This window comes from Actinoplanes sp. TFC3 (genome assembly GCF_001553785.1).
Classification (GTDB): domain Bacteria; phylum Actinomycetota; class Actinomycetes; order Mycobacteriales; family Micromonosporaceae; genus Actinoplanes.
In genome coordinates this window covers 4495214-4512899 of sequence record NZ_LOJP01000001.1, presented here as the reverse complement: position 1 = coordinate 4512899, position 17686 = coordinate 4495214, and the positions used below count along the sequence as shown (strand labels likewise).

The 17686-nt window shown below is 68.8% G+C and carries 20 protein-coding genes and 1 tRNA gene; 5 read left to right on the top strand and 16 right to left on the bottom strand.

The window, feature by feature from the left end; genetic code table 11:
- The 5 genes from scpB to TFC3_RS20270 form a co-directional block, all read left to right on the top strand.
- The coding region (gene scpB, locus TFC3_RS39485; protein WP_236718227.1) for an SMC-Scp complex subunit ScpB at positions 1–926 on the top strand (926 nt) is incomplete at its 5' end.
- The gene (locus TFC3_RS20285; RefSeq protein ID WP_067502262.1) at positions 913–1698 is read left to right on the top strand and encodes a pseudouridine synthase; all 786 of its coding nucleotides are present in this window, start codon (positions 913–915) and stop codon (positions 1696–1698) included. The genes scpB and TFC3_RS20285, both read left to right, overlap by 14 nt.
- 127 nt (positions 1699–1825) lie before the next feature.
- Complete coding sequence (gene cmk, locus TFC3_RS20280; protein ID WP_067502260.1) at positions 1826–2506, top strand: (d)CMP kinase; 681 nt, start codon at positions 1826–1828, stop codon at positions 2504–2506.
- Positions 2507–2559: 53 nt separating this feature from the next.
- Positions 2560–3927 carry a ribosome biogenesis GTPase Der gene (gene der, locus TFC3_RS20275; protein ID WP_067507126.1) on the top strand — a complete coding sequence of 456 codons (1368 nt, stop codon included), beginning with the start codon at positions 2560–2562 and terminating at the stop codon, positions 3925–3927.
- Positions 3928–4020: 93 nt separating this feature from the next.
- A tRNA-Pro gene (locus TFC3_RS20270) sits at positions 4021–4094 on the top strand.
- 155 nt (positions 4095–4249) lie between these two features.
- On the opposite strand, the gene TFC3_RS20265 is transcribed toward TFC3_RS20270, so the two are convergent.
- From TFC3_RS20265 to TFC3_RS20190, 16 genes are all read right to left on the bottom strand, one after another.
- On the bottom strand, positions 4250–5407 hold the full coding sequence (locus TFC3_RS20265) for a tyrosine-type recombinase/integrase (protein WP_153040464.1): 1158 nt from the start codon (positions 5405–5407) through the stop codon (positions 4250–4252).
- A 47-nt stretch (positions 5408–5454) separates the two neighbouring features.
- Entirely contained in the window at positions 5455–5694 is a 240-nt protein-coding gene (locus tag TFC3_RS20260; RefSeq protein ID WP_067502254.1) for an AlpA family transcriptional regulator, read from the bottom strand.
- A 588-nt stretch (positions 5695–6282) separates the two neighbouring features.
- A complete protein-coding gene (locus TFC3_RS20255; RefSeq protein ID WP_067502251.1) occupies positions 6283–7467 on the bottom strand; it encodes a DUF3631 domain-containing protein in 1185 nt (394 codons plus the stop codon).
- The gene (locus TFC3_RS20250; RefSeq protein ID WP_067502248.1) at positions 7464–8348 is read right to left on the bottom strand and encodes a bifunctional DNA primase/polymerase; all 885 of its coding nucleotides are present in this window, start codon (positions 8346–8348) and stop codon (positions 7464–7466) included. Before TFC3_RS20250 ends, TFC3_RS20255 begins: the two co-directional genes overlap by 4 nt.
- Before the next feature lie 123 nt (positions 8349–8471).
- The gene (locus tag TFC3_RS20245) at positions 8472–8711 is read right to left on the bottom strand and encodes a hypothetical protein (RefSeq protein ID WP_067502245.1); all 240 of its coding nucleotides are present in this window, start codon (positions 8709–8711) and stop codon (positions 8472–8474) included.
- A 4-nt stretch (positions 8712–8715) separates the two neighbouring features.
- On the bottom strand, positions 8716–9345 hold the full coding sequence (locus TFC3_RS20240) for a hypothetical protein (RefSeq protein WP_067502243.1): 630 nt from the start codon (positions 9343–9345) through the stop codon (positions 8716–8718).
- A 35-nt stretch (positions 9346–9380) separates the two neighbouring features.
- Entirely contained in the window at positions 9381–11225 is a 1845-nt protein-coding gene (locus tag TFC3_RS20235) for a DNA polymerase (protein WP_082772188.1), read from the bottom strand.
- Between the two features lie 139 nt (positions 11226–11364).
- The gene (locus TFC3_RS20230) at positions 11365–12147 is read right to left on the bottom strand and encodes a hypothetical protein (protein WP_067502237.1); all 783 of its coding nucleotides are present in this window, start codon (positions 12145–12147) and stop codon (positions 11365–11367) included.
- A 90-nt stretch (positions 12148–12237) separates the two neighbouring features.
- Positions 12238–12504 (bottom strand): hypothetical protein, encoded by a 267-nt coding sequence (locus TFC3_RS20225; RefSeq protein ID WP_153040316.1) that lies wholly within the window; start codon positions 12502–12504, stop codon positions 12238–12240.
- A complete protein-coding gene (locus TFC3_RS20220; protein WP_082772187.1) occupies positions 12501–13214 on the bottom strand; it encodes a hypothetical protein in 714 nt (237 codons plus the stop codon). The genes TFC3_RS20225 and TFC3_RS20220 overlap by 4 nt, the downstream gene beginning before the upstream one ends.
- The gene (locus TFC3_RS20215) at positions 13211–13420 is read right to left on the bottom strand and encodes a hypothetical protein (RefSeq protein ID WP_067502232.1); all 210 of its coding nucleotides are present in this window, start codon (positions 13418–13420) and stop codon (positions 13211–13213) included. The genes TFC3_RS20220 and TFC3_RS20215 overlap by 4 nt, the downstream gene beginning before the upstream one ends.
- Positions 13421–13433: 13 nt before the next feature.
- Positions 13434–13784, bottom strand: a complete 351-nt coding sequence (locus tag TFC3_RS20210; protein ID WP_067502229.1) for a hypothetical protein — start codon at positions 13782–13784, stop codon at positions 13434–13436.
- Positions 13785–14158: 374 nt separating this feature from the next.
- Positions 14159–16195 (bottom strand): ATP-binding protein, encoded by a 2037-nt coding sequence (locus tag TFC3_RS20205; protein ID WP_236718226.1) that lies wholly within the window; start codon positions 16193–16195, stop codon positions 14159–14161.
- Positions 16195–16554: a hypothetical protein gene (locus TFC3_RS20200; protein WP_236718225.1), complete on the bottom strand. Its 360-nt coding sequence runs from the start codon at positions 16552–16554 to the stop codon at positions 16195–16197. The genes TFC3_RS20205 and TFC3_RS20200 overlap by 1 nt, the downstream gene beginning before the upstream one ends.
- Before the next feature lie 16 nt (positions 16555–16570).
- Positions 16571–17065 (bottom strand): Pycsar system effector family protein, encoded by a 495-nt coding sequence (locus tag TFC3_RS20195; protein WP_067502222.1) that lies wholly within the window; start codon positions 17063–17065, stop codon positions 16571–16573.
- Positions 17066–17159: 94 nt separating this feature from the next.
- The gene (locus TFC3_RS20190; protein WP_067502216.1) at positions 17160–17678 is read right to left on the bottom strand and encodes a hypothetical protein; all 519 of its coding nucleotides are present in this window, start codon (positions 17676–17678) and stop codon (positions 17160–17162) included.
- Positions 17679–17686: the final 8 nt, after the last annotated feature.

Below are 17686 nucleotides of genomic sequence, written 5' to 3'. Positions count from 1 at the left end.
CCGAAGAAGTCCCACCGCTCGCCGACGACGACCCCGCCGACGACGCCGGGGAAGACCCGGCCGCCCACCCCGGCGCCCCCACCGACACCGACGCCCGCGCCGCCGGACTCGCTGCAGGTGCCGCAGATTTCGCATCCCACGTCGGCGCAGTCGCGGCCGATCCCGATGCCGCCGCAGCGCCCGCCACCCACGACGGTGATCTGGCAAGCCAGCCTGCGCCCTCCGGCAAACCGGCACGCCGCCGCAAGACTCCCGCCGACCCGGCCACCGAGGACATTCCCGTGTCGGCCGTCCCCGCGCAAGCCCGGCGCAAGGGCACCGGTGCGATGATCGGCGACGCTTTACCCCGTACCGATGAAGAGGTTGACCTCAAGCCCCTCGACGAGCAGGAGTTACGCGCGGCGCTGGAATCCATCCTTCTGGTGGTTGATGAACCTGTCGCCGAGATGCAGCTCGCGCAGATCCTGGAGGTTTCCACCGAGCGGGTGGCGCGGGCCCTGGAGGATTTGTCGGCTCGCTACACGGCGGCGGGCAGTGGCATTGACCTGCGGCGGGCTGCTGGTGGGTGGCGGTTGTACACGCGGCCGGAGTTTGCGCCGTACGTGGAACGGTTTGTTCTGGATGGGCAGTCGGTGCGGTTGACTCAGGCCGCTTTGGAGACCCTGGCAGTGGTCGCCTACAAGCAGCCGGTGACGCGTTCGAGGATCTCGGCCATCCGCGGTGTGAACTGTGACGGGGTGATGCGTACCCTTGTCACGCGCGGCCTCATCGAGGAATGCGGCACCGAGGGCGAGACCGGGGCATTCCTGTATCGGACCACGGCGCTGTTCCTCGAGAAGCTCGGCCTCAACTCGGTGAACCAGTTGCCGCCGCTGGCCCCGTTCCTGCCCGACGACGTGGAAGAAGTGCTCGATGCCTCAGGCTGATCCGGACAACTCCGTGCGGTTGCAGAAAGTCCTCGCGACTGCCGGAGTCGGATCCCGGCGCGCCTGCGAAGACCTGATCTTTCGCAGGCGTGTGACCGTCAACGGCCGTGTGGCCAAGCTCGGCGACAAGGTGGATCCCGCCAAAGCAGAGATCCTGGTCGACGGCCAGCGTGTGATCACGAACACCAAAATGGTGTATCTGGCGATGAACAAACCCCGCGGGGTCGTCTCCAGCATGGAGGACGAGAAAGGCCGCAACGAACTGGCCGACTTTCTCGGTACGTTCGAACAGCGCATCTTCCACGTCGGCCGGCTCGACGCCGACAGTGAGGGCCTGCTGCTGCTGACCAACGATGGTGCGCTGGCTCACAAGCTGATGCACCCGTCGTACGGCATCTCCAAGACCTACCTCGCCGAGGTGCTCGGTCCGCTGCCGCGCACGGTGGGGCGTCGCCTGCTCGGCGGTATCGAGCTGGAGGACGGCCCGGCCAAGGTCGACGCGTTCAAGCTGGTCGACGCGCTTGGCAAGACCGCGCAGGTGGAGATCGTGCTGCACGAGGGTCGCAAGCACATCGTGCGCCGGATGATGGACGAGGTCGGTCACCCGGTGACGCGGCTGATCCGCACGGCGGTCGGTCCGATCCGGCTCGGTGACATGCGCCCCGGTGGGTTCCGGCATCTGTCGAACGCCGAGATCGCGGCGCTGTTCAAGGCCGTCGGCGACAGTGACCAGGTCTTCGGGGACGACGAACTTGTCGACGACGAGGACTGACCCGGGCAGTGCGTTGATCACGCAGAGTGGGACTGGAATCACGGTGCGCCAGGCGATGGCGGCCGTAACCCGATCTGCGGCGCGGGGCACAATAGGAAGGTCAGTCCCGCAGACATAGGAGGCAACGGTGGAGGAAGTTTCGCGGCCCGAGCGGTGTGTAGTGGCCGTCGACGGTCCCTCGGGATCGGGCAAGTCCACCGTTTCCCGCCGGCTTGCCACCCTGCTCGACGGCATCTACCTGGACACCGGCGCCATGTACCGGGCGATCACCTGGGCCGTCCTGGAGTCCGGCGTTGACCTGTCCGACCCCGACGCCATCATCAAGATCGCCCAAGAAACAGACCTTTCCATCGGTACGAACCCAGCGGCGCCACACTTCGAAGCCAACGGCGTGGACATCGACGCGGCCATCCGAGGCCCCGAAGTCACCGCCGCCGTGTCCGCCGTGGCCGCCGTCCCGCAGGTACGCGCCCAGCTCGTACAATTCCAGCAGGACATCATCGCCGGCGCCCCCCGCATCGTCGTCGAAGGCCGCGACATCGCCTCCGTCGTCGCTCCCGACGCCGACCTGAAGGTCTACCTGACCGCCTCCGCCGCCGCCCGCGCCCAGCGCCGCAGCGCCGAAGACGCCACGGAGGTGCAGGCCACCGAGGCCGACCTGGCCCGCCGCGACAAGCTCGACTCCTCGCGCGCGGCCGACCCGCTGCGCCAGGCCTCCGACGCCGTCGAACTGGACACCACCGGCATGGGCATCGACGAGGTCGTCGCCGAGCTGGTGAAACTGTTGAACAGCAAGGTGAGTAAGTGACTGACTTCCCCGTCGACCTCTCGGAGTTCGACGACGTAACCTTCACCGACGGCCTGGCCGGCGACGACGGCGAACCGGCGGGCCCCCAGCCCATCGTCGCCGTGGTGGGCCGCCCCAACGTCGGCAAGTCAACGCTGGTGAACCGCATCATCGGCCGCCGCCAAGCTGTCGTGGAGGACAAGCCCGGGGTAACCCGCGACCGCGTCCCCTACGACGCCCAATGGAACGGCCGCCGCTTCACCGTGGTCGACACCGGCGGCTGGGAACCCGACGCCCGCGACCGCGCCGCCGCCATCGCCGCCCAAGCCGAGATCGCCGTGCAAACCGCCGACGTCGTCGTCTTCGTGGTCGACGCCATGGTCGGCCCCACGGATATCGATGAGAAGGCCGTCCGGATGCTGCGCCGCAGCTCCAAGCCGGTCATCCTCGTGGGTAACAAGGCCGACAACCAGAACATCGAGATGGAAACCACCTCCCTGTGGTCCCTCGGCCTCGGCGAGCCCTTCCCCATCTCAGCCCTGCACGGCCGCGGCTCCGGCGACCTGCTCGATGCCATCCTCGCCGCCATGCCGCCCGCCCCGCCGATCATCGAAGGCACCCCACGCGGCCCCCGCCGCGTAGCCCTGGTCGGGCGCCCCAACGTCGGCAAGTCCTCGCTGCTCAACCGCCTCGCCCGCGAAGAACGCGCCGTCGTCGACTCGGTAGCCGGCACCACCGTCGACCCCGTCGACAGCCTGGTCGAGATGGGCGGCGAAGTCTTCCAATTCGTCGACACCGCCGGCCTGCGCAAACGAGTCAACCAAGCCTCCGGCACCGAGTACTACGCATCGCTGCGCACCGCCGGAGCGGTCGAGGCCGCCGAGGTCGGCGTGGTCCTCCTCGACGCCGGCGAAGTCATCAGCGAACAGGACCAGCGGGTATTGACCTCGGTTGTCGAGGCTGGCCGGGCGCTGGTGATCGCCTTCAACAAGTGGGACCTGGTCGACGAGGACCGGCGCTTCTACCTGGACAAAGAAATCGACCGGGAACTCAAGCGAATCCCGTGGGCCATCCGGGTCAACATCTCCGCCAAAACCGGCCGGGCCGTCGACAAACTGGCACCGGCTATCCGGCGCGCCCTGGCCAGCTGGGAAAAGCGCATCCCCACGGGCGCTCTGAACCAGTGGCTGACCGCGTTGACCCAGGCCACGCCGCACCCGGTTCGAGGCGGGCGGGCCCCTCGGGTGCTTTTCGCTACTCAGGCCGGGGTGGCGCCGCCTCGTTTCGTGCTGTTCACCACGGGGCCGTTCGATGCCGGGTACCAGCGGTTCGTGGAGCGCAAGCTCCGCGAGGAGTTCGGATTCGAGGGATCGCCGGTCGAGGTGTCTGTCCGGCCCCGCAAGAAGCTGGGACCGGGCGGGCGGGGGAAGGCTCACGGCTGACGCCTTCTTGATGGGGTGTCCCGGTGCAAACGGGTTGAGGGACTGAGGTAAGGTTGTGGTGTTGCCGCGCACTGGGGAACCGGAGCGTGGCATCGGGCTGTAGCGCAGCTTGGTAGCGCACTTGACTGGGGGTCAAGGGGTCGCAGGTTCAAATCCTGTCAGCCCGACGATCAAGAAGGCCGTTTACCAGAGTGTTGTCCCTGGTAAACGGCCTTCTCTGTATCTTCCTTGATCCTCAAATTCCTACTTGCTTGTGTGGCTTTGGGGACCGTTTAGGGACCAGGCGACACATCGCGGACGCCTTGACTCTCGTTCGCCCTGGTCAGACAGTGCGTAGCCGGGGGACCTCGGGAGAGCGCGGGGCACGCAAGTGGGCGCTGAGCGCGTCGCCGGCCTCGCTGATCGAGCGCTGATCCGGATGCAGGTACCGCTGAGTGGTGGTCAGCGAACCGTGCCCGGCGATCTTCCGCAGGACGTGCACGTGAACGCCGGCATCGGCCAGCCAAGTCAGACCGGTGTGCCGCAGGTCGTGGCGTCGCAGGTGCTCGTAACCCAGCTCAGTGACCACCTCATCCCAGTGAGTGGCGTCTCGCAGCACAGCGGTACTGATCCGGCCGCCCCGCGGGCCGGTGAACAGTCGGGCGGACGGGCCGGTCGCCGAGTCGAGCCGCTCGATCACCATCGGTCGGATCTCTTCGATGATCGGCACCTTCCGGGCGCGCTTACCCTTGGTGCCCTTGTCGATCAGCCCTCCCGGTCCAGGTGTGGTCTGCCTCCTCACAGTCCACGTCCACGTTGCTCGGTCGATGTCGCTGGCCTGGACGCCGGAGACCTCACCGATCCGGGCCGCGGTGCACGCTGAGAAGGTGACGATGTGCCCCCACCCGGTGAACTGGCCGTGCGATCGAGCGGTGAGCGCGTACGCGAGGGTGGTCAGCGCCTCCCAGCTCGGCAGGGCAAGCGAGCGAGGGTCATCCAACTCGTCTTCGGCCTGCTGATACTCGCGTTGCCAGCCCTTCACCCGCGCGACGTTGCGATCTACGACGCCGTCCCGCACGGCCTGTTCAAGCACTCTGACCAGGATGGCAAGGGTGTTCTTGACCGTGGAGCGGCTGCACTCGTCCTCGATCCACGAGTAGACGGCCCGGTCCACCACGCCGTTGGTGATCATTGCTGTGGGGATGTGGCCGAGGGTCGGCACGACTCGTAGCCGCCAGCCGGCCATGTACGGATCGAGGGTCTTGCGCTCCAACCCGCGGATGGCTAGCGGCATCACGTCCGTGCCGTATTCGGCGAGTCGCTGCGTGGCCGCGGCCGGGTTGATCCCGCCGTTGGCCGCGCGGATCATGCCCTCGATCCACTCTTGAGCCTGTTCGGGTGTCTCCGTCGAGTGCGACTTGGATTGCCGGTTGCCGGTCGCGGGGTCGGTCCAGCGCACGCGAGCCTTGTAGGGCTTGGGCCGCCCGTTGCGGTACTCCACATCAGACTTGACTGAAACGCTGAGGGGTAGGTGCTGCGCTGTGCTGGTCACGCTGCCTCCGGGGTGACTCGACGGCTAGCCAGCCACGCGCGCACGTCCTCGATCGAGTACATGATCGCGCGCTCGGACAGTTGAATGAACGGCGGTCCTTGGACCGGTCGAGCAGTGCGCCACCGTCGGATGCTCGACGGGTCGACTCGGAGCATCTTCGCCAACTCTTCCGTAGTGATCAGTTCAGTATCGGTCGGGGCAGTCGCCTCGACACCGTCCAGCAGTCTGAGTCGCATAGGTAGGTGCCTCCGTGGAGAGCGGTCTGGGCCGCGCAGAACGGCCCTCGCGCCCGTTCTGCGCATGGGGTATCTCGGTCGGGTGGGGCAGTGAGGCCGTCTTAGCGGGCATCTGGATGGGCCCGCTGTCAGCGCCGTACAGCCAAGATCTGGCCTTGCTCTGGGTGGTTGGATACGTCGATGCGGCAGTGCGTCTCTCAGCGGGCCGGTTGTCGGCCTGCCCGTACGGCTTGCACGGGTGCTGGTAGAGGGGTCAAGCCGTACAAGCCGTACGCGATCTCCGTTTTCGCAGCTCAGCCTGCGTACGGCTTGCAGGGGCCGCGTACGGCTAAGCCGTACGCGCGCCGCCCGGTACGGCTTAGCCGTCCGGACGGGCAGCCTGAATAGTGCCGATGAACTGCGGAAACGTGGCCCTACGGAGATCGCGTACGGCTTGTGGCGCGTACGGCTTGCCGGGGTGCTGGTGGAGGGGTCAAGCCGTACAAGCCGTACGCGATCTCCGTTTTCGCAGCTCAGCCTGCGTACGGCTTGTGGAGATCCCGTACGGCTAAGCCGTACGCGCCGGGCTGGCGGCGGCCGGTGTACGGCTTAAGCCGTACGCGTCTGGAAAAGCCGTACATTGTCTGAGCTGGGGTTTTGCGGGTCCGCGTACGGCTTGTACGGCTTGTAGGGCTCGGGGGCGGGCTTCTCGTCGGGCGGGCAGTAGCGCCGCCAGGCGTCCTCGAAAACGGTCCGGTGGAAGCCTTTGACCCTGCCGGTGGGCGGCTCGAAGGTGACGTTCTCCGAGGCGATGTCGTACTCCTTGAGCAGCACGCCGAGTTTCATCGGGGTCAGTCCGGCGCCGCTGTTGTAGTCGGCCCACGGTGACTCGGGCAGCTCCTTCAGCCGGGCCAGCAGCACGGTGGAGGGCATCGCGTCGAAGCTGGCGAACACGTTGCGGCAGTCGATCAGCAGTCGGAGCCGGTCGGAATATTCGGCGTCGCCCTCGCGGGCGGCGGTGAGGGCCTGAGCGGCGCGGCGGGCGCGTTCGGGCCAGTTCCCGCCGGCCAGATCGGCGACCGCGATCAGCGGCTCCCACGTGTCGGCGGCCCGGTCTTCGAGCGGCATCTCGGGCTCGGCGTTCTCCAGCTCGGTCAGGTTCGGCCGCAGCCAGGAAGCGAGGTCGGAGGCGAGTTGTCGCAAGGCCGGGCCGTCGCGCTTGGAGCGGAACGGGGCGACCTTCTCAGAGGCGGTCCGGCGGCGCATCTTCACGATCACGGCGCGGTCTTCGATGGTGTCGGGCATGGAGCCGATCCCGGCCAGGGCTGCCATCGCGAAGGTGGGGATCCTCTCCAGCTCGCGGCTCTGGTGGTTCCACCGGATCGTCGGCCGGCCGCGCTGGTGACCGGCGTTGAGCAGGCCGCGAAGGTCCTCGTTGGCCTCGGCCTGCTTGCCGCCGAAGATCGTGTCAGCCTCGTCCAGCAGGATTGTGGGCGGGTTGGTCTCGGTGATCGAGCGGAAGATCGCCGCGGTGGAGGCGTTGACGGTCATCAACGGCTGGTGGCAAGTGCCGCCCACGACGTCGAGGAACCGGGACTTCCCGCAGCGCTTTTCGGGTGCCTTGATCACGAGGCGGGGCGCGTGGGTCCACGAGTCCTGGACGTGGGTGGCAGCGATCCATAGAACCGCGGCGTCGATGGTCTCAGGGTTGGGCATGATCACGTATTTGGTGATGGTCTGGTGGACACGGTCGAGGACGGCCGCTCCGTCGGTGGTCGGGTCGGGTTCGGTCATGCGGCTACCCCTTCGATCGGTACCGCCTCGGCGCGGAATCCGCCGGTGATCGCGGTGGTGATGTTGTAGTGGGACTGTTCGGCGCGCTGGCCGGCGGCGTAGAGCGCGGCGTACGCGTCGGCCTCGCTGATCGCGCCAGCGGCGACCATGCGGGCCACCCCGCGGGCGGCGCCGTAGAGGGTGACCCGGCGGCGGCCGGTCGGAGCACGGTTAACGGCACGCAGATGTGCGGCAAGTAGGGCGGCGGGGTCTGAGATGAGCCCGCCGCTGGTGACCGGGGTCAGGGTGGCCGGGCGGCTCACGGCCGGCGGCGCCTCGGGAGGCCGGCACGCGGCGATCAGCGGCGGGCTCATCTCAATCGCCGCCCGGTCCCCGACCAGCCGATACGGGCGTCGGGTGCTCGGGTGGATCGAGGGCGGGGCGACGACGTACCCGCCGTCGGCCTTGACGTCGACGCCCGGGTGTCCGCGGTGGTCGAGGTTCTTGGCCAGCGGGCCGCCCGGGTAGCGGTAGTACAGGTGCCAGCCGCCGTCACCGGTGGCCACGCAGCGGGTCGGCGGCATCAGCTCGGGCACCAGCGCGCCGCCGTTGCGTGGGTCGATGTCGATCACTGCCAGACCGGATGCGGCGCCGGTGCGGATTGCCAGCAGCCCGCCGCGCACGATCTCGTGCATGGCACGGATCCGGTCGGGGTCGGCGGTGGCGGCGTAGAAGCCGTGGCAGGTCAGGTGCCCGCATGTGGCCCGGTCGTGGCCGGGGTCGTCGGTGGGGCAGGTCGGGCAGTTGGCTACGGGGCGTTTGGTGCGGCCGAGCAGGAAGACGGGCAGGCCCTCGTCGGCGAGGGCGAGCGCGGCGGACAGCAGCGGGCCGGCGTCGGTCACGGCACGGGTCCTTCCGGTTCTGAGAAAGGGTTTCAGGCGGCGGAACGCCGTCCTTCTCGCACGTGTGGACACGGTCCGGTGGCGTCGCATGCAGCTCGATGCGACGCCACCGGTGTGCGGTGATCAGGCGGCGATGTCGGCGCCGTAGGGGAACTCGACGCTTGCGGCGTCGCCGTTCGCGTCGAGCTTGATGACCAGCCCGTATGCCTCGACGGTCTCGATCCCGACGTAAGACATGGCCACGTCCACGGCCTGAATCGACCAGGGCTCAGGTTCGATCAGGGCGACAATGGCGTCGATCTTTCTGTGCTGCGACTTGGGCAGGATCTCGGCCAGCTCGCTGCGCAGTTCGTCGGCGGTCACGGGCTCAGCGGTCGGCCAGGGTACGGCCGCCGTGCTGATAGGGCCGGGTCCGGTTGTAGGCGATCTTGCGTTCGTACTCGGCGGTCAGGTCGATGCCGAAGTGCTCCGCGGCCGTGACCAGGGCACGCAGCAGATACGCGGCGTCGGCGGGGTCCGGACCCAGTCCGATCTCGCCGAGGTTCGCGACCAGCCGGTGTAGCCAGGCGATCCAGTCGCCGAATGAGTGCAGGTGCCGGACTTTGACCGGTGCGACGTCGGCCAGGGCCAGGTCAGGCTCGAACGGCCGGACGTCGATGACGTCGCAGGTGTCGAACAGCCGGATCAGTACGTCAGCGAACTCGCTCCCGACCCCCTCGGGCTTGGCCGGCCGGTAGCCCTGGAAGATTGGCGCCTCGCACATTGTCGCGTGCGTCCAGATCTCCTTGCGCTTACCGGTGGCGTCGGCGAGCCGGTGGTCGCGGTACGCCTCCAGCGCCTCGGACAGCTCGCTGTGCAGCAGCGCGAGGTAGTCGCCGAAGGTGTTGTTGCCGAGCCCGAGGCCGCCGTCGGCCGCCCGCCAGCCCTTCTCGATGTTGACCGCGCGGATCTCGGCGGTCATCTGCTCGATCGTCTTCTCGTCGTTTGCGTGGCTCATGAACCAGACCTTTCAGAGATCGATTGCCGGGTTGATCAGGCGGCAGCCGCAAGCCGGTTGCTGCTGGTCGGAAGAGGAACAACGTCGGCGACCTGTCCGCCCCAGCGCGGGCCGATGATCTCGGGGTCAGCCTCGATTGGCACGCCGCGGAAAGAGGTCGTCATCGCCGCGAGCAGCGCGCGCCGGGCATCCTCGGCCAGCTCGGCGGGCACTTGCAGGACGATCTCGTCGTGGATGATCGCCCACAGGTACGGATGCCACCCGTCGAGCGCACACAGCCGGTACAGCGACTCGACGAGCAGGTCCCGGGCGGTCGACTGGATCGCGTAGTTGCTGTTCGCGTACGTGCGCGCCGGGTCGGCCGGGATTCGCCGCCGGGCGGCGTTGCGCACCGGGTCACGCTCGGCCATCGCCGCGCCGAAAGCGGTGATGCGTGGGTAGGCCCGCTTGAACCGCTGCACGACGTCGCGGGCCGTCTCGACGGACACTCCGGTCTGTTTGGCCAGGCCCGGGGCGCCGCCGCCGTAGATCGTGCCGAACGTGGCCCGCTTGCCGAGCGTGCGCTGGGCTTTCGTCCACCCGGGGCCGAACATCAGCCGGGCGGTGTTGTCGTGGATGTCGGTCCCGGCTCGGATGACCTCGATCAGCCGGGGCTCGTTGGCCAGCGCGGCGGCGACGCGGACTTCGACGGCCTTGAAGTCGCAGCCAACCAGCACCATGCCCGGCTCGGCCACGAAACAGCCCCGTAGCCGCGGGTCGTCCTTCTTGAACGTCTGCATGGCTGGCCACTTCACCGACATGCGACCGGTGTGCGCCGCGAGGGTGCGGTAGTCCGGGTGCACCCGGCCGGCGGCGTCGGCGAAGCCGGGGAACCGGGCCAGGTTCGTGGCGAAGTTCCCCGTCTCGGCCATCCGCGTAGTCAGCGTGAGCATCCGGCCGACGTCCCCGCCCGGGTAGCGGGCGAGCAGGTCCGGTAGGGCGTCTTTGCTGGACAGCGACGGCCGGCCGGCGTCGGTGAAGTGCCGGAACTCCACGCCCCGTTCGGTGAGCCAGTCCAGGCGTTTCGGGCTGGTCGCCTTGCACCCCATCAGCGCCTCAAGCTCGGCGCGGGCCGCTGAGTTGGCCTGCTCGAACTCCTCGCGCAGCGCGTGGGTGTAGTCGAGATCGAGCCGGATCCCGCGGATCTGCAACGCCGTGGTCTGCGCGGCCAGCCACAGCTCGACCGCGGGTAGATACCCGAGGTCGCCGAGCTGCCCGAGTAGCACGTCGAGCATGCGCCGCACGTAGATCGCGTCGAGGCCGGCGTAGACGACGTACGGTTCGGCGTCGATCGGGACGTGCGACCAGCCGTAGAGCGTCGGCCGGCCGCCGACGCGCTGCCCGACCGGGGCGAGCGCGCGGAACAGGGCGTACAGGTCGTCTTCGGCGCGTTTGAGGCCGTCGTCGAGGTGCCGCTCGGTCAGCGACTTGAGCCCGTGATCGGCGGTCACGCCCGGTTCGAGCAAACAGGCCAGCACGTGGGAGTCGATCGCGCGGAGGCCGAGCGCGATACCGAAGGCGGCCCACACGGCGAGGACGTCGAAGTTCGTGTGCGAGACGAACCGGCACCGCGGATCGCCGAGCAGACCCTCGATCATCCGCCGCTGTGCCGGGTCAGCGGCCCGCAGCACCATCGCCTCATCGGCGGTGGCGACCTGCACGAGCCGCACCCCGAAGGATGGGCCGAAAAACCTCGGGCCGCCCTCGTCGATCGGCGTGGTCTCCACATCTAGACCGAACAACGTCTCCGAGGCGGCGAACCGGGCGAACTCGTCCGGGTCCGGATCGGCCACAACCCGCACCGGCCGCCCGCACACCTCGCGCTGATAGGTGGACCTCATGCTGTCACCTCGCTGAGGAAGTAGGTGGAGCAAGCCAGCACGAACCGGCCGGCGCCCGTTAGATGTGCTCGGTGCCGCACCGCACGCATGGCGGCGGGGCCGGTTTAAGCAGGCCCCGCCGCCATCCCGTCCTAATCGGCTAGATCCGCTTGACGTACCGATCCAGTTGCTCCGCGGTCGGCAGCATGACGACTCCGAACTTGCGCGCCGCCGGTAGCTCAATGTTGATGTAGGAGAACGCCGGCTGAGCCGCGCCTAAATAAGTCGCCGCGGGGTTCTTCCGTCCGCCACTGGCTGACCGGAAAGTTCGATTGCCGATGAAGAAGCTAATGACTGTGTTATCGACCCAGCCGTCGACGCCGAACAGGGCATCGGCCAACGGGTGCTGGAGGATCTCAACACCACGATGCCGTAGGTAGGCGTGAGCCCATTGCTCCCGGAGGAACGAGTAGGACATATTCCCGATGCGCCATTGCATTGCGTCGCGGGCTCGTTCCTTACTGATGCCGGTTTCCTTGATGCAGCTGTCGATCGCTTGCTGGGCAGGTTCCCAGAGCATGTGACGGAAGGGCTCAGCAGCGCACTGCTTGCGGAATCGCTGCCATGTCGGCACAGCTCCGTCGTGCTCCGTTATGAAGTGAAAGACGTGCGCGCCGGCGAAGGCCGTAGTCCAGTCCTGTATGTAAGTGACTTTCTTGGTCTCTGACTTCTTCAGTTGACCAAGAGCATGTTTCGTGGTTCTGCACACCTGATTCATGTCGTCTAGCGTGGCGGTGGTGACGACGCGGCTTTTATGCGCCATGACGGCTGTTACCACGGCGGTGCGATGTGGGTCGTCCATCCACCAGTCAAGGCGATGGCGAAATTCGCGCGACCGTACGAAGTGCTGTACCACCTCTTCTGCGGTGACGACCCGTGACATATCTACCCCCGCTACCGTCTGCCCACTGGCCCTCCACTGTGGCGCGTGGGTGTGACATCTTTCTATGAACCTCGCGGTGGTAGACGGTGTTCACGCTGCTACCTCGTCCAGGAAGCAGGCAGGACAGGTCAGCACGAACCTGGCCGGTGTCCGATATACGTGTTCGGCGCCGCACCGCACGCACGCCGGGGGAACTGTCGGGGCGAGCAGGCCGACCAGCCAGCCCATCGGCCCGGCCACGGCGTCGTTGACCGGGCCAGGATCGCGTAGCTCGGCGACGATCGCGTCTTCCGGCGGGCGCTCCGGCTCGGGCTCGGGCAGCTCGAATAGGGCCAGCACCTCGGCCCCGGCCATCATGCCGCCGTCCGCAGCGCCGCCCGGCCCGAGTAGCGGGTCACCCGGTCCCAGAGCTGCCGGCCGATGTACTCGGCGAAGACGGGCGGGATGCACTCGCGTAGCCCGTCGCGATTCATCCATGGCACGCCCAGGTCGTCGCGGATGTAGCCGACGCCGGAGAAGTTGCCGACCGCGTGGTACCACTGGCCCGGCTCGACCGGGCGGCCCATCTTGACGGTGGGCTTCTCATGGACCGGGTGGACCGGAACGGCGAGCGGCAGGTTGCTCTCGAAGTGCCGGTGCCGGTAGGTGTGCAGGCCGGGGAACATGGCGCCGCACAGCTCGACCGGGTTGATCAGCGGGTCGTCGTCCTCGCCCTCGGGCGGCACGTTCTCGATCACGTACGGCAGCCCGGTGGCCTGCAACAGCGCCCGGGTGGGAGCGATCAGTGCCGGGTGTTCCCGGCCGCGGATTTTCTGGCACTTGGTCCGGCGCTGGCACGGCGGCGACGCCGTGACCAGCACGTACTCGTGAATCTCGCCGGTGGTGATGAGCTGCCGCAGGTAGGCCAGGGCGTCGGCCTGCACGAACCGGAACGGGTAGCGCGGTTGCGGGTCCTTGTCGACGCCGGTGACGTCGTACCCGGCCGCAGCCAGCCCGGCCGAGGCGCCGCCCTGGCAGCAGTACAGATCCAGCGCACGGGGCCTGCCCGGACCGATGTGGCGGGTCACGATGCCGCCTCCACCCCGGCCGGGACGCGGTCACCGCAGCGCGGCCGGGCGTAGAAGAAGCCGCAGAACGCGCAGTGCAGGAGTCCCGGGAACGGGCCGCCCTCTTGGAGGGTGGCCACCCGGATCCGGCACAGCGCGTCGTGCACGGCCAGGGGCACCATGCGCCACCCGGCGGCTTGAAGGTCAGCGATGAGGGCCTGCTCCATGACTTGCCTCCGCTCAGCGCAGCCAGTAGACGAGCGTGCCGAGGACCCCGGCCAGGGCCAGGACGCCGGCCGCGACGGCGGTGCGGGGCAGGCTGGCGCGTAGCTCCCAGCGGTAGCGGCGGGCCAGCCACGCGGCGCCGGTCAGGACGACGGCGAGGACGGCGAGCAGGGTCAGCCGGGGCAGCCACCAGGCGGCGGTACGGACGGCGAACCAGGCCGCCACGGCGACGGCGGCGAGGATGAGCAGGATGGGCAAGACTCGGGCGGCGAACCAGCGGATGATTTCGAAGGCGGCGAACCAGCGCCATAGGCGGCGACCGAATTCGTAGGCCGCGCCGCGGCGGGCGAGTCGGAACCATGACATGGCGTGAGGTCACTTTCTGTGGAGGGTCCGGGGATTTCACGGATTTCACTTCACGGACTTCACGGAGGCTTGTGCGCGCGCACGCGCACGCATAGACGCACCTGACGGGCGTCCGCGTAAAGCGCGTGAAGTCCGTGAAGTGCGTGAAGTACGCGCCCGCGCCCGTGACACATCGTGACGGGTGCGGGCGCGTGTGGAGGGTTGCGGTCAGCCGCCGACGCAGCGCCGGCAGCCGCGGCCACCGGGCCGGAAGTGGCGCGGCTTGCGGTGTACGCGGCAGTACGGGCACCGGATCGCCACGACCCGCGAGGTGTGCAGCGCGGGTCGCCAGGCGGCGGCCTGCCGGACCCGGGCGCCGAGCCCGGTCAGGGCGGTCACGCGACGGCCCCGGCCAGCGCGGGCTCGGGGGCCGGACCGGGGACGAGGATGTCGTAGACGCCCTTGTCGCCGGTGCGCGAGAGTAGCGGGTCCGGTCCCTGGCAGAACTCCTTGAGGATCTTGCTCAGGGTGGGCGGCTTGAGCCCGGTCTCGCCGACGACCCCGACCAGCGGGGCGAACTGCGAGTGCCGGCAGGTGCGGTGCCCCTGCTCGGCGGCGGACAGGATCATTCGCCGGACCATCGCTCGGACCTCGGACGGGCTGTATTGCCGGCCGCCCTCCGGTTCCAGATCCAGCGGGATCCGGGTCCGGCTCGGGATGGTGATCGGCTCGTACGGGTCGCCGCCCTCGTCTGGCGGGCAGTCCGGGTCACGCGCCGGGGGCGCGCACTCGGCGTCCTTGTCGGCGTCGGGGTCGTCGCGCTCGTCCTCGCCCGGCGTGACCTCACCGGTGGAGGCCGCCGCGGGCTGCCGTACGGCGGCCGGCGCCGGGGTGGCAACGGTGGTGCCGTCCGGTGCCTCGCCGATTGCCGCGAGGTAGGCGATCAGCTCGGCGACCAGCTCGTCCCGGTCGATCTTGAAGGTACGGCCGGGAAGCGACCAGTCCTCGGGGTCGGTGCCGGGCAGCTCGGCGTACAGCGCACCGGGCTTGCGGTTCTTCCACGACGGGTCGGCGCCGGCCTCGATGGTCTCCTCGGACAGCACCCGGGCAGCCTCGCCGACGTTGGCTACGCCCATGACGATCACGCCGCCGATGGTGGAGCGCACCGAGGTGGGCAGCCGGTCACCTGTAGCGCGCTGCTGGCCGAGCAGCACGTAGATCCCGACGGAGCGGACCGACTCGGCCAGCTCGACCATGGTGTCCTCGCTCTCGATGAACTTGGACGCTTCGTCCACGATCACGACCCGGAACTTCGGGCACTTCAAGCATCCGGCGATCCACTGGTCGTGGCCGTGGCCGCCGATCTGCGCGGCCCGGCGAGCGACCTCGGCGATCATGGCGTCGAGGTAGCGCTCGCCTTCGGCCTGGTCGTGGATCATGACGTGCATGGCGTCGCGAAACGCCTTCGGCAGTTGCAGGCCCTTGCGGCCGTCGATGTAGACGACCTCGGCATCGACCCGTGAACGGGCCTCGCAGGCCAGTTCGAGCTGCAACGCGGTCTTGCCGGACCCGGACGCACCGAGCAGGACCATCACGCCGATCGCGTTGCGCTCGGCCTTCGGGTCGCCCGGCAGGATCAGCGGCACGATCGAGCCGGTCTGGTAGACCGCGAACCGGATCGGCTCGGCGATCGACCCGCCCGGGGCGGACAGGCCCGGCCAAACCGGAGGGTTCTCCAGCATGTCCACCGGGGCGACCTCCATCCGCCCGACCCGCGGGGTGTCGCGGTTGGCGACCATCCGCACCCCGCCGACCGGCACGTCGAGGGCGGAGGCGATGGCGGTGCGGACCTCCTTTTTCTGGAGATCGCCGAAGTTGCCGCCGTGGACCATCTCGGTGTGGGTGACGATCCGGCCGTCGATCATCTTCGGCTTGCCGGTCTTGCCGATGTCCTGCAACTCGCGCACTCGGTCGCCGAGTTCGCCGAACACGTTGGCGCGGGCGTCGGTGCCGTCGCCGCGCAGCAGCTTGGTCACTGCGAGCAGCAGCGACGTGGTGACCATGACGATCAGGTAGACCATCACGGCGTCGAACGACCACGGCCGGAAGGTGAGCACGAACAGCCCGCCGCACGAACAGGCCGACATCATCATCGATGCGACCCGTAGCTCGATCTTGCGGGCGCGGCCGACGCCCCAGGTGCACCAGACGATCAGCGCGGAGCACAGCACGATCAGCCCGGCGCGCCAGGCGGCCTCCCATACGGTGGGGTTGGCGTAGGCGCCCCACATCCGCGACAGGACACCGGCGAGGATGAGATTGCCGATCGCGGCGGCCGGCGGGATGACGTAGGGCAGCGGATTGCCGCGGACCTCGTAGGAGGCGCCTCGGGCGGCGTCCATCCCGCCTCGGGAGCGGGTCTGGCGGGCCATCAGGCGGCCTTCCCGGGCTTACGGCCCCGGATGTTGAAGTCCGTAGCGCCGGGCTGCTCGTCGTCGAGGGCGATCAGGAACGCCTCGAACCGGTTGCGGCAGACCCGGGCGTACGCAGCCACCGTCAGCATCTCGTCCGCGGCGCGGACCAGCGGCCGGGCGACCTGCCGGCCCCAGAACTTCGCGCGCATCCGGGACAGGCCGTTACGCCGCCCGTAGCGTTCGAGCTTCGCGCGGATCAGGCCGGCCAGCTCGTCGATCTCGTCGTGCCCGGCGATCCCGACGTTGCGGATGCCTTCGAGCAGGTCGAGCAGGTCGGCGTCGTCCTTGATCTCAAGGTCGGGGAACAAACGCGGCATCAGGCAGTCCTTTCGGTCAGAGCAGGGCGGCCAGGGCCGCGGTCAGGGTGATGCCGGCCAGGCCGGCGAGCATCAGATCGACGGCGGTGCGGATCCGCCGGTACTTGGTGACGGCCGAGCGGGACAGGGCGATCAGGGTCTCGTGGTCGCGGTCCTTCTGCCGGCAGACGGCGTCCCAGTGGCCACGGTCGACGGCGTCGAGTTCCTCGCGCACCGCGGCGGCGCCGCGGCGGGCGTAGCGGACGAGGCCGTGGTCGCCGGTCAGGCTCGGGCGGATTGCCAGGGCGAGATGAGCCACCGCCGTGGCGACCACCGCGGCGGTCAGCCAGCCCGCGGTGACCGCGAGGCCCGGCAGGGAGGTGCGGGCCAGCAGCGCCAGCAGCACGGTCAGCGCCGTGCCGGCGAGGGCGAGCAGGGTTCCGGCCTTGGCGTCGGCCCGGGACAGCTCGGTACGGACATGGGCGATGGCGGCGCCGAGTTCCGACGACGTCACCTCGGTCTGTGCGGACATGCAGCGATCTCCAGACGCGGGAGCAGGGGTGAGGCGTCGCGCCTCGTGCCGGTGGCCCGGCCACGGTCACGGCCCGGGCCACCGGCACGAGGGCTCAGCGGGGCAGGTACTCGCGGCCCCGGGCGGTCAGCCCGGCCGCGAACAGCGACGCGGCGAGCCGGTAGCTGGACCCCAGCTCGATCTCCTCCGGGTCGTCGAGGAACGTGACCGTGATGTGCCCGAGGCGCTGGGTCCGGACGATGTCGTCGAACACGATGTCGTTGTCGACGAACAGCCGGTCGAGGCCGAGCGATTTGCCGTGCTGGCTGAGGGTGTAGCGGATCTGGTTGCCCGGGTCGTCGAGCACGACGCTCAGGCCACGGGCGGTCAGGTGGACCCGGATCTTCTTGAGGATGGCCTGGCTCACGCGTCCGTGACCGAACTTGATGACCTTGCTCAGCTCGACGTCACGGTCGCCGATCTGCGCGTCGATCAGCCCGGAGTTCTCCAGGTCGATGAACTGGTCGTACCAGACGTCCTGCTCCTTGGAGACGGCCGTCAGGTACGGGCGGACGGTGTGCAGCTTGTACAGGTACAGGCGGTCAAGGACGCGCCAGTGGGTGGCCGGTCGCACAGTCAGGT

Coding starts and splice junctions, on each gene's coding strand:
- TFC3_RS20285 (WP_067502262.1), top strand. CDS start 913: ATGCCTCAGGCTGATCCGGACAACTCCGTGCGGTTGCAGAAAGTCCTC.
- TFC3_RS20260 (WP_067502254.1), bottom strand. CDS start 5,694: ATGCGACTCAGACTGCTGGACGGTGTCGAGGCGACTGCCCCGACCGAT.
- TFC3_RS20255 (WP_067502251.1), bottom strand. CDS start 7,467: ATGACCGAACCCGACCCGACCACCGACGGAGCGGCCGTCCTCGACCGT.
- TFC3_RS20240 (WP_067502243.1), bottom strand. CDS start 9,345: ATGAGCCACGCAAACGACGAGAAGACGATCGAGCAGATGACCGCCGAG.
- TFC3_RS20235 (WP_082772188.1), bottom strand. CDS start 11,225: ATGAGGTCCACCTATCAGCGCGAGGTGTGCGGGCGGCCGGTGCGGGTT.
- TFC3_RS20230 (WP_067502237.1), bottom strand. CDS start 12,147: ATGTCACGGGTCGTCACCGCAGAAGAGGTGGTACAGCACTTCGTACGG.
- TFC3_RS20225 (WP_153040316.1), bottom strand. CDS start 12,504: ATGATGGCCGGGGCCGAGGTGCTGGCCCTATTCGAGCTGCCCGAGCCC.
- TFC3_RS20215 (WP_067502232.1), bottom strand. CDS start 13,420: ATGGAGCAGGCCCTCATCGCTGACCTTCAAGCCGCCGGGTGGCGCATG.
- TFC3_RS20210 (WP_067502229.1), bottom strand. CDS start 13,784: ATGTCATGGTTCCGACTCGCCCGCCGCGGCGCGGCCTACGAATTCGGT.
- TFC3_RS20205 (WP_236718226.1), bottom strand. CDS start 16,195: ATGGCCCGCCAGACCCGCTCCCGAGGCGGGATGGACGCCGCCCGAGGC.
- TFC3_RS20200 (WP_236718225.1), bottom strand. CDS start 16,554: ATGCCGCGTTTGTTCCCCGACCTTGAGATCAAGGACGACGCCGACCTG.
- TFC3_RS20195 (WP_067502222.1), bottom strand. CDS start 17,065: ATGTCCGCACAGACCGAGGTGACGTCGTCGGAACTCGGCGCCGCCATC.